Source organism: Belliella alkalica, from assembly GCF_022549785.1.
In the GTDB taxonomy this organism is placed as follows: domain Bacteria; phylum Bacteroidota; class Bacteroidia; order Cytophagales; family Cyclobacteriaceae; genus Belliella; species Belliella alkalica.
Genome location: NZ_JAKZGO010000014.1, coordinates 13,021 through 28,461, shown reverse-complemented (window position 1 = coordinate 28,461; position 15,441 = coordinate 13,021). Strand labels below are relative to the sequence as shown.

Here is a 15,441-nt window from a genome sequence, read left to right as displayed (position 1 = left end):
CAGTTGACGGTTAACAAAAAAGCTCTTAACAACAATAAAGGTTCGTGAATGAAGGAAAAACCTTCGCACGAACCTTATTTTTTTGCAAATTGCGAGTCAAATACAAATCATGTCAACAAAACAAGCTTCACAACCTCTTTACAAAAATTCTGGATTTCTATTTCTTGGAATTATGTTGGTTGCTTTCAACCTTCGTCCGTCCATCACTGCTGTGGGCCCATTGATTCCATTGATCAGAGAAGACCTTGGTTTGTCCAACGGGTGGGCTGGTTTTTTGACCACATTGCCATTGTTGACTTTTGCTACATTTTCACTGTTTTCAGCCGCTATTGGCAAAAAACTAGGTAATTCTCAAGCGATTTTATTAGCGCTATTCATCTTACTGATAGGATCGATTGTAAGGGTTTTGGGAGGATCACATTGGTTGTACATTGGGACAGGACTGACTGGAATTGGCATTGTAATCTGCAATGTGCTACTGATTCCATTGATCAAAAATAGACTCCCCCAAAAAATTGGAATCGTAACAGCATCTTATACTACTGGAATGACATTAACAGCAGCCATCGCTTCGGGGATCAGTGCTCCATTGGCTATTGACTTGAATCTTGGATGGCAGGGCTCTCTTTTATCTTGGGGGATTTTGATCTTGATAGGGATTCTTGTTTGGGCACCACAAACGAAATTCCCTAAACCAATAATAGATATCCATGCAAATGAAATTAAAATCAATGTTTGGAAATCCAGGTTGGCATGGCAGGTGAGTTTATTTATGGGGATTCAGTCGTTGCTATTTTTCACGTTGCTAGCTTGGCTGCCTGACATGATGATTTCCAGAGGGTTGAGCCCTGTAGAAGCGGGACTTTTGATATCATTGATGCAAGTAGTGGGTTTACTCGGTACATTTATTTCTCCAATTATTGCAGTGAAATTCAAGGATCAAGTTGGAATCATCTTGGTATTGGGAAGCATGTATATGATCGGATTCAGTTCCTTGTTTATCCATACCCTGTGGGTAAATTATGTGGGTTTGACATTGGTAGGATTGGGTTTAGGTTCGAGTATCTCCTTGGCCTATACCCTTATAGGCTTGAGGACAGGTTCAGAAAAAGTGACTGCCTCCTTATCAGGAATGTCTCAGTCAGCTGGCTACTATCTAGCTGCCCTAGGCCCTTTGTTGTTTGGTGTTGCTTTCGATATTTTCGGCAATTGGGACCATCTAATCTACTTGATGCTCGTTTGCACGCTTCTATTTACATTTTTTGGGATAAAGAGTGGAAGGGCCAGAGTGATTGGCGATTAAGGGAAATATAAATGATCACTAATTTAATTTCATCAAAAGGGAAATCGGGCACTGAAACCAAGAACACCATATTTGGATTCCACTAGATTCCAAACTCAACATAAAAATTTAATAACGCTATCAATATTAAATCAACTTCTAAATAGAATAATCTCACAACTTATATTTTCAGTATATAATTTAATGTTTCGATGAGCGTTTCATAATTGTAAAGTTGTTGGTTTATACAATTTAAATGTAATACACAAATGAATTTGAAAACTGATAGCTAAACATTTGGAATTTGACTTAAATTTAAATTCCTTTGAGTAAAGGAAACCCGACAAAATCAATAAATAATGCAAAAAAAATGGATAAGTGCTAGTCTAATCACACTAGTACTTGGAGGAGGTTTATATCATTTCTGGGATCAAATAGGCTTCAATCAAAACGAAGAAAAAGTGTTGGTGGAAGATTTTAAGGAAGAAATGAAAGAAGATCTTGTTCTATACGGAATCAACATCAATGACCTGGATGTAATAGAAGGTGTTGTAGGAAAAAACCAAACATTATCGACAATCTTGGCTCCCTTCAATGTCTCCTATCAGATCATCGACGAAATTGCCAAGAAATCCAAAGACATTTTTGATGTACGAAAAATCGCTTTCAACAAAAAATTTACCGTTCTGACCGGTCGCGATTCCTCAGAAGCTCAATTTTTTATATACGAGCCAAACCCATCAGAATACGTAGTTTTCAAGTTAGATGAAGTTTCCATCTACAAAGAAGAAAAACCTGTGGAATACAGAGATGTAGAATTGGGTGGAGAAATTTCAAGCAGCCTTTATGTAAACATGACCCAATTGGGGATTACACCAGATCTGATAGATCAGTTTGCTGACATGTATGGTTGGGTAGTAGATTTCCAAAGACTTCAAAAAGGAGACAAATTCAAAGTAGTCTACAAAGAAAAAGTAGTGGATGGTCAAGTTGTCGGCATTACAGATATAGAAGCAGCTTATTTTGAGCATATGGGATCTCCTTACCATGCTATACCTTTTGAGCAGAATGGAGAAGTGAGTTTTTTTGATCAAGAAGGAAACAGCTTCAAAAAAGCATTTTTGAGAGATCCGCTGAAATATACAAGAATCAGTTCAAGATATAATCTCAATAGGTATCATCCTGTACAGAAAAGATACAAGCCACATCTAGGCACAGATTATGCTGCGCCAACAGGAACTGAAATCAGATCTGTGGGCGAGGGTACAGTAGTAGAAGCAAGATTTACGAGTGCCAACGGTAATTATGTAAAAATAAAGCATAATGGAACTTACACTACACAATACCTCCATATGTCCAAAATCGCTTCTGGGATGAAGCCTGGCGCAAGGGTGAAACAAGGTCAAGTTATTGGTTTTGTGGGAAGTACTGGCTTAGCCACTGGACCACATCTTTGTTTTAGATTCTGGAAAAATGGCAAACAAGTCGATTGGCTTCAGGAAAAAATCCCACCATCAGATCCTATTTTGCCTGCAAACAGAATGGCCTTTGATCAAGTGAAAATTGATAAACTCCAGTTACTCGCCAATATCCCAATAAGCTCTCCTGTGGAGAGATTGGTAGCAGAGAAGTAATCTCCATAGCATATTCCTATGTAGAAGACTGATTTCAATAATCTCAGACTGGGAAATTACTAAGCTACATAGTTAAAAAAGGAATGATTTGATATGACTTAAATAACCATAAAGTCTTGTCAGTCATTCCTTTTTTTTGTTTAACTTAAACCTAATTAAGTAATCATAAACAAAATGGATGAATCATTAATAGAATTAGAAATATCAAAAACTTTCTCCCTACAAAAATCCAACTCAATAAGATTGAGAGAGAGCACTTCTGATTACAGAATTAAGCAATTAGAAAACCTTTTGGATTGGATAAAAACCCATCTTGATGACATAAGAAAGGCTATTCACGCAGATTTCAAGAAACCATATTCGGAAATAGACATTTCGGAAATTTTCACAGTAACATCTGAAATTAAGTATGTAATCAAGAACCTCAATGATTGGATGGAGCCAAAAAAAGTGTCAAGGTCACTCGCCCTTCTCGGAACAAGCTCGTACATCCAATATGAACCCAAAGGTACATCTTTGATAATTGCTCCTTGGAATTACCCATTCAACTTGGCAATAGGACCATTGGTCTCTGCCTTGGCAGCGGGATGTACTGCTATTATCAAACCCTCAGAAATGACACCTCATGCCTCTGCATTGATTAGAAGGATGATTGAGGAGTTATACGAGCCTGACACAGTGGCTGTGTTTGAAGGTGAGGTAGAAATATCACAATACCTACTTTCCAAACCGTTTGACCATATATTCTTTACAGGAAGCCCTAATGTGGGTAAAATAATCATGAAAGCAGCTGCCGAAAACCTCTCTTCAGTTACATTGGAGTTGGGTGGTAAATCTCCTGCAATTATTGATAAAGATGTAGATCTACTAGATGCTGCTTCAAAAGTTATTTGGGGGAAATTTGTCAATTGTGGACAAACTTGTATCGCTCCCGATTATGTATTAGTTCATCAAGATATACAATTACCCTTTGTTAACGCTCTTAATGATGAGATAACAAAAATGTACAATCCAAAGAACAAGGGTATCGAGCATTCAAACGATTATGCTAGAATAGTAAATGATAAGCATTTAGTCAGATTGAATTCTTTACTATCGGACGCTATATCAAAAGGCGCAAAAGTTGAATTTGGCGGAAAGATAAATGTAAATGAGAATTTTTTTGAACCTACTATCTTAACAGAGGTATCAGAAAACATGGACGTATTAAATGAGGAAATATTTGGCCCGATTCTCCCAATTGTTAATTATGTAGATATTCATGAAGCAATCCGTTTTGTAAATTCCAAACCCAAGCCCTTAGCTTTGTATGTCTTTTCAAATAATGAAAATTCTATCAACACTATCCTTAATAAAACGTCCTCAGGAGGGGCCGTTACAAATGATTGTGTGATACATTTCCTTCATCATGAACTCCCATTTGGAGGGATAAATAACTCAGGAATTGGGAAAGCACATGGACATCATGGCTTTCTTGCCTTTAGCAACGAGAAAGCGGTGCTCAAGCAAAGGGTAGGCCTTACTTCTTCCAAATCTCTCTACCCTCCTTATGGATTTACAGGAAAGAAAATTACATCGTTTTTATTAAAATGGTTTTAACCCTATGAAACATTATCTAATTATTTCCATAATCGTATTTTTCAGCGCAGTACCTTGTTCTTTTTCTCAAGGCAAGCTTCGTAGTCATGGTATAGAGATCGGTGTAATGAGTCCTGGAAGCAAAAACTCAATTCTTGATGTCTCAGGAGTGCGTGTAGGGCACTTGACTAAGATAGAGGGCGATGATATTAGAACAGGTGTCACCGCGATTATCCCTCATCAAGGAAACCTTTTTCAAAATAAAATTCCTGCTGCTGTTTTTGTGGGAAATGGTTTTGGGAAACTAGCAGGCTCAACCCAAATTGATGAACTTGGGAATATAGAATCCCCAATTATATTGACAAATACACTAAGTGTTGCAGCAGGAATAGAGGGAGTAATACAGTACACACTTAGCCAAGATGGGAATGACAAAGTTCAGTCTGTCAATGCTGTGGTAGGAGAAACAAATGATGGGATGTTGAATGATATTCGTGGCATGCACATCACCAAACAAGATGTATTACAAGCTATCAGCAATGCAAATGATGTGTTTGTAGAAGAAGGCAATGTAGGAGCAGGTACCGGCACAGTGTGCTTTGGATTCAAAGGTGGGATAGGTACCGCTTCACGAAAACTCCCAACTTCCTTAGGTGACTATACTGTAGGTGTACTTGTCCAAACAAATTTTGGAGGTGTTCTACAAATCAATGGTACTCAAATAGGAAAAGAATTGGATCAATATTCTTTTCGCAACCAATTGGAGTCAGCGGATGGCTCATGCATGATCGTAGTCGCTACCAATGCGCCTGTTGGCGAAAGAACCCTCAAAAGAATGGCACAAAGAGCAATGATGGGCCTGGCAAAGACTGGTGGAATCGCATCCAATGGCTCAGGAGACTATGTCATTGCTTTTTCAAATTATGAAAAAAACCTAATTCCACATCAACAAAAAACATTGACCCTATTAGAGAAAAAAGAACTTGGGAATGACGACGTGACAGCTTTGTTTCTGGCAACGATAGAGGCTACTGAGGAGGCAATTTTGAACTCCCTGTTTGCAGCTGAGGACATGAAAGGCAAGGATGGTCGAACCATCAAGTCCCTTCCAAAAGAAAAGGTTCTTGATATCATTAATAAGAGATGATTTGGTTTGTCATGAATAACACTTATATAGCAAACCAATCAATTACAAATTCTCCAAATTATCTAGATAAGATTCCGCCTGCTTGAGTATTGCTTCCTTGTCTTTCATTTTCGCCAAAGTTCTATAAGCCATTCCAATCCTTGGGTTTTTTGCCAGCTTGTCTTCATTTCTAGCGTAGAAATGCCAATATAGACTATTGAAGGGACAGGATTTATCACCTACTTTTAAGTTTTTCTTATAAAAGCAGCTCCCACAATAATCGCTCATTTTATCAATGTAATTTGCAGAAGAAACATAAGGTTTTGTGCCCACAATTCCGCCATCTGCATACTGACTCATACCGCGAGTATTGGTGATTTCAACCCACTCAATCGCGTCAATATATATTCCCAGATACCATTCATCAACCTGATCTGGATGAATTCCTGCCAATAACATAAAATTGCCAGTAACCATAAGCCGCTGTATGTGGTGTGCATAAGCAGAGTCCAAAGATTGACCTATAGCGTGCTTCAGGCAATTCATCTTTGTCTTTCCATTCCAAAAATACCCCGGCAAATCTCGGTCATGACCAAAAAAGTTGAGCGATTTGTATGTAGGCATTTTGGCCCAATAAACTCCTCTCATGTATTCCCTCCATCCTATTATCTGCCTAACAAACCCCTCAACTTGGGAAATCGATATTGAATCTTGATGCTTCAACCAAAATTTTTCAACTTCCTGAACCACCTCTAATGGAGAAATCATTTTGGTATTTAAAGCAAAACTGAGACGGCTATGGAATAGAAACTTATCCCCTGTGTACATAGCATCTTGATATTCCCCAAAGTTTGAAAGCAATTTTTGACAGAAATAAGTAATCAGACTCAAACTCTCAGTTCTACTTGTTGGCCATTCAATTTGGCTTTTATCAATCTTACCGATTGTCTCTACTTTATTGTTTTCCAGTAATTCAATGATTTCAGAAACATCCTTACCAAAACTTTTGGCAGGCTGTAAAAGTAACGGATCTTTAAACTTATTTCTATTGCTATGATCGTAGTTCCATTTTCCAGTCATTGGTTCTTTTCCATCCATCAAGACATCATACTGCTTTCGCATTTCTCGATAGAATGTCTCCATTAAATATGTTTTCTTTCCTTTGAAAAAATCCTTTAAAAAATCTCTACTTGTCAGGAAGTGTTCTGTATCAAAACAGGATGCCTCCACTTCTAGCTCTTTGCATATTTCCAACAATTGCTTGTCTAGGCGATATTCGTCAGGTAGCTGGTATTGAAACTTGTCAAATTCATTTTCACTTAATAAATATTTAATGTTTTTGGATAAATCTTGTTGGTTGCTATTATTGTCTAGTGTTAAGTAAATCACCTGATGACCCAAATCTGAAAGCGCTTCAGAAAAATTTCTCATGGCAAGAAAGAAGGCTACGACTTTCTGAATGTGATGCACCACATAGTCTGTCTCTTGCTTCATCTCCATCAAGACATAGGTCACTTCAGGTTTGACTTCTTTGAACCAAGAATGGTTGATATTTAACTGATCGCCTAATATTAGTCGTAGTATTTTTGACATGTGATCTACTTTTTTATTAAAAAGCCAAAGTATTGACTATTTGTTTATAGATTTCAAAAAAACACTTCTTAAAGGAGATCAAGAAATGGTAAATCAATGCTAAAATCTTGTCGCCATTATATTACTTATCTTACAATGTCAAAACGAGTAATCATCTATATCAATATTTGAAACAAGGCATACTACTCGCTCTTCGGCCCTTTTGAGCAGAGTCTCCAGCCAAAAAGGAAAATCTCATAGATATCTCATGTGCCCCACCAGTATTGGCTTGTCCAAGTTGAGAAAGTGTAAAGTCATAACTGTATCCAATATCCAAGCCTGAATTTAGAGAGATACCAAAAAGTCCTATTATTGACTCACTGTTTGGTAAAGCATCGCCTGTAGTAGGTAATCCTCTATACCACAAACCAAAAACTATAGGCTGCAAATGAATTTGGGCTCCCAAATCCAATTGATTAAATAGATCTTGCCTTTTATAATTAAACGCTAAAACTAATTCTCTGACGCCTTCTGAATTATTGTAAAAATTTTGGGATGTTCCACCAGACAAATCAAATTTCAATCCTCCATGAGCGGAGAGCTTCATAGGAAGTTTGCTAAACTCATTTTGGACAAAAGACAAACTAGGCTGAGTAATATGGTGGGCAGAAACCCCTAACCAAGCGACTTCATTGTGATACAGAATCCCGAAGTTATAATCAAGAAATCTGTGTTTAGAGTCAAAATCAAGGCTCTCACCACTAAAATCCCCTATTGTTCCATCACTGTCAATTTGACTACCGAAAACCAAGTTATCAAAATTCGCATCTCTAGACACAAAGCTAGCTTGGCCCCCAAATCTTACGAAGCTATTGAAACCCAATTGCAATCTGTAGGAATAAGCTGCGCCAACTTCCATTGTGCTGAGATTAGCCATAGATTCTTGTGTACCATTGACTATTAGGCCAATTCCACTATTTAAATTAAAAAGATAATGGTCTATGTATGCTGAATATGAATTGAGGGTCTGTCCCATTCCGGGCCATTGATTTCTGTAGTTGATACCAACTCTCGTCATTTCAGATGCTCCTGCAAATGCAGGGTTCAAATAAATTGGAGCTGCATAAAATTGCGAAAACTGAATATCCTGAGCTTCTGCAGCGTGTATTACAAATAAAAAGGCGATAATGATCCAGATGCATTTCATATAACTACCTAATAAGGGTGACACCACCTGTTTTGTCGACTACAACACCTTCTGTTGTAGTATAAGTTATTTTGTATATGTAGTTACCTTTAGGCAACAATTTACCCTTGTAAAAGCCATCCCAGCCTTGAAGGTCGAGTCCTGATTCTTTATAGACATGTTCTCCCCAATGATTGAAAATATTCATTTCAAAATTAGAAATCCCTTTCATAATGGGGACAAATCTATCATTCAAGCCATCTCCATTGGGTGTGAAAGCATTTGGCAAAACCAGAACTTCAATAATTTCCTTTACATAGATAATATTTCTTTCAATAGACGAGCAACCAAATATATCATACCCCACAAGTTGAACTTCAAATTCACCTCCCGTTGCAAATAAATGTATGGGATCTTTTTCTAGACTTGTAACGCCATCACCAAAGTCCCACTTCCAACTGACATATTGATCTGGAATAAAAGCTTCAAATTGTATAGGCTCATTTGTGAAAACATCTAAATCAGAACTGATCTTAAGTTTTCTAAAGTCAAAATCTAATTTCGCATTGTCCTTGTTGTCGGGGAAACTTACTTTCAACTCACTGAATACTTTACAACCATTTGCATCTATAATTTCAGCACTTAAAAGTGTATTTGAGAAAAAATTGATTTCTCTAGAATCTTCTCCTGTATTCCATTTGATTTTGTATGGAGGATTTCCTCCTGAAATATTTACCCATGCGACACCCTTTTTATCTCCAGAATCACAATCAACTTCTAATGTATTATCAATTTGAACATTAAGAGCATCAAACTCCCTAACAACGACCTCTTGGGATATCATACAACCAAAAGAATCTCTAACAACCAAGTTGTAAACACCAGCAGACAAACCGCTTCTTTTTAATAAACCTTTGGTTCCATCAGACCAGGAGATATCGAATGGCGCTAATCCACCATTTATTTCAAACTCAACACTTCCTTCACTCAATCCTGAGCAACTCACATGACTGACTTCCAACAAGTCTAAACTCAAAGGTATTGGAGCTGCACTCTGATTAACGGAGTAATTTTTAGTAATTGTACAGCCTTTTGAGTCATGTATTTGGACACTATATTCTCCTTTTGCAAGGTTTGAGATATCTTTGGTAGTCTGACCATTCGACCATCTATAAGTATAAGGCTCAACTCCCCCCGAGATATTTAGCTGAATACTACCATTTGATTCTCCCCCACAACCAACATGCGTTATATTTTCGACTGCTTGAATACTAGCACCTTCAGAAACAATTGAAAAGTAAATAGTCTTACTACAGTTAAATAGATCATAAACTGTAACACTATATTCGCCACCTGGTAGATCTTTTGCCTCCATACTATCCATCAAACCATGACTCCACTCAACTCTATATGGATCTCCTCGCCCTATTTTCACCTTGATCTTAGCCGAACCTAGATTGTTATTGGCACATGATCCATGCTTTATTTCATCTAGCTCTACTATAAGTGGAAAAGGTGGTTGAATGACTATTCTTTCTACATGTTCTGTACCTCGGCTGTCTTTGATGAATACAGTGTATGTTCCAGCAAACAAATTGTACCTATTTTGGTCGGTAGCATTATTGTTCCAAAGAAATGTATATGGAGCAACACCACCTTTCACATCCAAAATTATTTCACCTTTATCTTCATGGCTACATAAGGCAAGCTTACCAGACACATCTACTTCAATCTTACCAAAAGATGCTGATTGTGAATGTTGAGATTGCGTTTGTTGAAAAACCCCCTCAGAATAATGTGTAAAAACATCAATCGAAGGCAAAGCATAGGAATACCCGACCAGAAACCAAATTATGGTACAAGTCAAGAGACATTTTCCAAATTTCCTTTTTAAAACCTTCATCAATAAATAATTTTGAGAAATGAAATTGAGATGAGTTAGAATCTGGAAATTTGCACTTTAAACACATCTTTTTGTTTTACAAAATTTAAAACAATATTTTATGCTTTTCAAATTTATCAAAATGATATTCCCTCAATTCATTCTATTCAGATAATAAAAAGAATATTTTATGTATTTCCAAAATTTTATACATTATTATAAATAAGAATTTAATCTAAAAAAAATACTATTTTTCTTATTTTAATACAATGTCCAAAAATATAGTGAAGAGTTGCTTTTTTAATGTGTCAAAATACTATCTGGAATAAAAGTTATTTGTAAACTAACTACAGCTTTGAAAAAAAGAGTTAATAAAAAGATATCAAAACAGAACCTGATTGAATCAAAAAAACCCGATAAAATTATCGGGTCTTTACAAATTAATTACTACTACTAGGGATTATAAATTTAGGATATTCACCCCACACAAATATACTAATTATAACATTTGGTTCAAAAGGTAAAATCTAAATTAAATTTACAACTTTACTGATGATAAGATACTTATATCAAATCCCAATATCTACTTGATTCTTTAATATATCATCGAAAGTTTCCCTTTCTCTAATCAAATAATCCTTTCCGCCCAAAATCAAAACTTCAGGTGGTCTTAATCTAGAATTGTAATTGGATGACATACTAAACCCATAAGCACCAGCATTTTTGATAGCTATGGTATCCCCTTCTTTGACATCGTTCATTTTTCGGTCAGTAGCGATCGTATCAGTCTCACATATATACCCAACTACACTATAAATATGCTGATCTCCTGTTGTATTAGAAACATTTACTACACCATGGTAAGCATCATACATCATTGGGCGAATCAGGTGATTCAATCCAGAATCAACCCCCACAAATGTAGAAACGGGTGTTGATTTGATCACATTGGCTTTAACCAAAAGATACCCACTTTCACTTACTAGAAACTTCCCGGGTTCAAACCAAAGCTCCAAATCACGTCCATATACTTTACAGAATTCGACAAAAGCTGCCGACACTTTTTTTCCGATGTCCATGATATCAGTAGCGATATCCCCTTCTTTGTAAGCCACCTTGAATCCTCCTCCAAAATCCAAGAATTTCAAATCATTAAACTCCCTTGCGGCATCAAAGAGTATTTTTGCCCCCTTTAAGAATACTTCAGCTTCCAAAATATCCGAACCAGTATGGACATGCAGACCTATTACATTTAGGTTATATTGCTCTACTACACTTAGTATGTTTTTTAGTTGTAATATAGAAATACCAAATTTGCTATCAATATGCCCAACCGATATTTTAGCATTTCCTCCCGCCATGATATGCGGGTTTAATCTGATACAAATAGGAACAGTATTTCCATATGAATTACCAAAATGTTCCAGCATTGGGATATTATCAATATTTATCATGACCCCTAAGCTTACAGCTTCTTGAATCTCTTCGAAAGAGACACAGTTTGGCGTGTACATTATGTCGCTCGGTTCAAAACCAGCGTACATCCCAAGCTTAACTTCTTCTATGGATACTGCATCGATTCCAGACCCTGCCTTCTTCAAGAGCTTCAGGATATTTATATTGGAAAGAGCTTTGGTAGCATACTTTATCTTAAGGTTTACACTTGAAAAAGCTTCTTGCAAAAGTTTGACCTGGCTCAAAATCTTTTCCCCATCATATACATAAACTGGGGTTTGATATTTGCTAGCCAATTCGGTCACTTCAAGACCTTGGATTTGATAGGTTTGATTGATAAGTTCCATAACGATTATTTGAGTCGCAAAGATAAGAATTGATAAACAATAAAAAAGGAAGGCTTGAGCCTTCCCTTTCTGGTATATTAAAAGCTTTCGCTTTATTTAAGAAACAATTAAACAACGATCAAAAATAGTAAAGGTTTTTTTGAATTAAGCTTTTTTCACAAATAATTCGCTGTTAAAAGATGTTAAGCTTTCCTCAGACTTCATTATTAACTTTAAATTTGCAACATGTCCAAGTCAAAAATGAAGTTGATCATTATACTCATGTCACTCGCAAGCTTTGGCTTGATCGGGTTTCAATTCTATTGGGTAAGTAATGCTCTTCGAATCAATGAAGAAAGATTTGAACAAAATGTTTATCAATCCTTAAATGCAACTATAGAACAAATAGACAAAGGAGAAACAAGCGACATCTTTTTGAGACATCTTGCAAAAGACACTTTATTGCAACAATCTTTATTTGAAAAGATTGACCCTATAGAAATACAAGTTCTCCAAAAACCTATCATGCGGAGAAGGCCCTCATTGGCAGACACGGTAATGCAGCAGCCTATCCCTCAATTCAGCCCGAGGTTCAAAAGGATCATAGAAGCTACAGGATTCAGTATTGATATTTTGGCAGATTTAGATAATTTTCTAAATAATCTAACTGCCGAAACTGCATCCACAATTCTAACACCGGATGAAATGCAGGTATTACTACAAGAACGCGAAAGACAATATGCCTATTTAAATCAAATTGAGATTACTTATAGAGGACGAAGACCTGCCAGAATAGAAACCGAAAGGGAATATGAAATCCCAAAAGATTTTTTTGAGAAAATCAGAAGAGCCAACGAAAAAATTGAGGCAATGAACAGGGCGATGGAAGAACTTCTGGAGGGACAGAAAGATGTATTCAGCAGAATGGACACAAGTCAAGTTAGAGTTTTTTTGACCTCTATACTTAAAGAAAGGGGAATTGAACAGTCTTTTGATTTGGCTATACGAAATGATCAAGGAATGATAATCCCAATTACACCTATTAATGATGTATTTAAATTAATCAAAGATGGTCAGCAAGCCAGGTTATTTCCAAGCGATATTGTAGGTAGAGAAAATTACCTTTTCATTAATTTCCCCAACAAAAAAATATATGTTTTACAACAAATTTGGCTTCCTGTATTAAGTTCTTTGTTATTTATCGGGATCATCATTTTCTGCTTTATTTATGCCATCAGAGTTATAATCAAGCAAAAAAACCTGTCAGAAATCAAGAATGATTTCATCAATAATATGACACATGAGTTCAAAACCCCTATTGCCACAGTTAGCTTGGCTATAGAAGCACTCCAAGACCCAGAACTTGCCAATAGGGATACATTCAGAAATAGGTACCTTAGTATCATCAAAGATGAAAACAAAAGACTCGGAGCACAGGTGGAAAAAGTGCTCCAATCAGCCGCTTTGGACAAAAAAGACTTCAAACTTAAAATAGAACAAATCAATATTACTGAACTTTTACAGTCAGCGAAAAAACAATTTGAGCTTCAAATTGAAAATAAAGGTGGTGAAATTAAATTAATTAATGAGTTGGAAGAACCATATTTAGATGGGGATCACTTTCATATTTCCCACATGATCAACAACCTATTGGATAATGCCAATAAATACGCAAAAGAAAACCCTAAAATTATCATCAAAACTTGGGACAAAGCAGAATCAATATACATATCCATTCAAGACAATGGGATTGGTATGTCAAAGGATGCTGTAAAAAAAATATTCGACAAATTCTATAGAGTACCCACAGGAAACCTACACGATGTGAAAGGTTTTGGCTTAGGACTATCTTATGTCAAAACAATGCTAGAAGCACATCATGGAGAAATTCAAGTAAATAGCGAGTCAGGAAAAGGAAGTACTTTCACCTTAAAATTACCAAAGAAACAATGAGCAAGCCTAAACTTTTGATCGTAGAAGATGACCCAAATTTGGGTGATATCCTCAATGAATACCTTACCATGAAAGGATATGACACCACTTTATGCAGAGACGGAGACGAAGGATGGTCTAAGTTCAAAAAAGACAAATTCAACCTCTGCATCTTGGATATAATGATGCCAAAAAAAGATGGGTTTACTCTTGGAAAGGAAATTAAGAAAGTACAAGAAGATCTTCCGATCATCTATCTATCCGCAAAAAACCTCAAAGAGGATGTAATAGAAGGTCTCAAAATCGGTGCTGATGACTATATCACAAAGCCGTTTAGCATGGAGGAACTTTTGCTAAGAATCTCAGCAATCCTCAAAAGAACGCTAAAAAGTGAGGAAACAAATAATTTAAAGACGCTAACATTCGGAGACTTCACACTGCACTACGATGAGCAACAAATAGAAGGCCCTTCAGGTAAACACAAACTGACCTCTAAAGAAAATGAATTGATCAGATTACTTGCTGCAGAAATGAACAAGCTAGTCAACAGAAGCCACGCCCTCAAACAAATATGGGGTGATGACAGCTACTTTAATGCTCGAAGTATGGATGTCTATTTGAGCAAAATTAGGAAAATACTGAAAGAAGATCCAAAAGTACAGATCATCACCATCCATGGCGAAGGTTTCAAAATGGTGGTGACTGAATGATCTCCATTTTGAACCGAAACAGTAAAAGGAAAAACTGCGAACCTTTTATATTTCTTTCAAGATTTTTTTTCTATTTAGAAAAGTCGAGAATACCTAATGCTGCCCTTCGAAGATAAGGAGTCTTAGAAGGGCAGCTTTTTTACTATCATATAGACAACAAGGGTTAATCTTCCTTACCAGCGCCTTTAAAATGGTCTTTTTTGTCAGCAAAAAGAACATTGAATGTCGTCAATGAACCATAAGCTCTAGTAATATACTGTTGGAGATGAATCCGCTCCTCATCATCAAGCTTGGGGTGATTATTGATATTTTGTTCCAAAACACGAAGGCGCTCTCTTACCATCACGATTTTGTGAAAAAATGTTGAAATAGGAACCTCCTTTGTACTCAAGTCTTCATTAAAGGGATGCATGACCAAATTCCCCTTGATCCATTTTTGAGCCATTTCCAATTTCGGAAGATCCTCTTTTGGCTGATTTCTCTTGACTACATTTTCCACAGCTTTTTCAATGTCTGTAATGGAAATCGGCTGATATTCAGCTTCTTTTTTCTCTACCAATTCAAACCCTGAGTAGTCCCGAGCAATTGTCTTGACCTCCGCTATAAAATTGAAATATATTTTATAAAAAGAAGCGTCAGATTCTACGACTACTCCTTTCCCAAACTTTGGATGTCTGATTTGACTTCCTATACCCAAATCCAATAATGACATAATTTTAAGTTTAAATAAACAATCATCTAATTCATACTGCCAAATT

The 15,441-nt window shown here is 36.4% G+C and carries 11 protein-coding genes; 6 read left to right on the top strand and 5 right to left on the bottom strand.

Annotated elements, in window-relative coordinates; genetic code table 11:
• The first annotated feature begins 109 nt into the window (after positions 1-109).
• The 4 genes from MM213_RS15230 to MM213_RS15215 all read left to right on the top strand — a co-directional run bounded on the left by MM213_RS15230 (position 110) and on the right by MM213_RS15215 (position 5,641).
• The gene (locus MM213_RS15230) at positions 110-1,303 is read left to right on the top strand and encodes a CynX/NimT family MFS transporter (protein ID WP_241413639.1); all 1,194 of its coding nucleotides are present in this window, start codon (positions 110-112) and stop codon (positions 1,301-1,303) included.
• 338 nt (positions 1,304-1,641) lie between these two features.
• Complete coding sequence (locus MM213_RS15225; protein WP_241413638.1) at positions 1,642-2,916, top strand: peptidoglycan DD-metalloendopeptidase family protein; 1,275 nt, start codon at positions 1,642-1,644, stop codon at positions 2,914-2,916.
• A gap of 174 nt (positions 2,917-3,090) precedes the next feature.
• Positions 3,091-4,515: an aldehyde dehydrogenase family protein gene (locus tag MM213_RS15220; protein ID WP_241413637.1), complete on the top strand. Its 1,425-nt coding sequence runs from the start codon at positions 3,091-3,093 to the stop codon at positions 4,513-4,515.
• A 4-nt stretch (positions 4,516-4,519) separates the two neighbouring features.
• Complete coding sequence (locus MM213_RS15215) at positions 4,520-5,641, top strand: P1 family peptidase (RefSeq protein ID WP_241413636.1); 1,122 nt, start codon at positions 4,520-4,522, stop codon at positions 5,639-5,641.
• Between the two features lie 42 nt (positions 5,642-5,683).
• On the opposite strand, the gene MM213_RS15210 is transcribed toward MM213_RS15215, so the two are convergent.
• The 4 genes from MM213_RS15210 to lysA all read right to left on the bottom strand — a co-directional run bounded on the left by MM213_RS15210 (position 5,684) and on the right by lysA (position 12,062).
• Complete coding sequence (locus tag MM213_RS15210; RefSeq protein WP_241413634.1) at positions 5,684-7,213, bottom strand: cryptochrome/photolyase family protein; 1,530 nt, start codon at positions 7,211-7,213, stop codon at positions 5,684-5,686.
• A gap of 160 nt (positions 7,214-7,373) precedes the next feature.
• A complete protein-coding gene (locus MM213_RS15205) occupies positions 7,374-8,399 on the bottom strand; it encodes a PorP/SprF family type IX secretion system membrane protein (protein ID WP_241413632.1) in 1,026 nt (341 codons plus the stop codon).
• Between the two features lie 4 nt (positions 8,400-8,403).
• Entirely contained in the window at positions 8,404-10,281 is a 1,878-nt protein-coding gene (locus MM213_RS15200; RefSeq protein ID WP_241413630.1) for a T9SS type B sorting domain-containing protein, read from the bottom strand.
• Between the two features lie 548 nt (positions 10,282-10,829).
• A complete protein-coding gene (gene lysA, locus MM213_RS15195; protein WP_241413628.1) occupies positions 10,830-12,062 on the bottom strand; it encodes a diaminopimelate decarboxylase in 1,233 nt (410 codons plus the stop codon).
• A 225-nt stretch (positions 12,063-12,287) separates the two neighbouring features.
• Here lysA and MM213_RS15190 point away from each other — a divergent pair, with 225 nt between their 5' ends.
• Complete coding sequence (locus tag MM213_RS15190; protein WP_241413626.1) at positions 12,288-13,994, top strand: sensor histidine kinase; 1,707 nt, start codon at positions 12,288-12,290, stop codon at positions 13,992-13,994.
• Complete coding sequence (locus MM213_RS15185) at positions 13,991-14,683, top strand: response regulator transcription factor (protein ID WP_241413624.1); 693 nt, start codon at positions 13,991-13,993, stop codon at positions 14,681-14,683. Before MM213_RS15190 ends, MM213_RS15185 begins: the two co-directional genes overlap by 4 nt.
• 163 nt (positions 14,684-14,846) lie before the next feature.
• Here MM213_RS15185 and MM213_RS15180 read toward each other — a convergent pair whose 3' ends face one another.
• A complete protein-coding gene (locus tag MM213_RS15180) occupies positions 14,847-15,395 on the bottom strand; it encodes a DUF8685 domain-containing protein (protein ID WP_241413621.1) in 549 nt (182 codons plus the stop codon).
• Between the last annotated feature and the right edge of the window lie 46 nt (positions 15,396-15,441).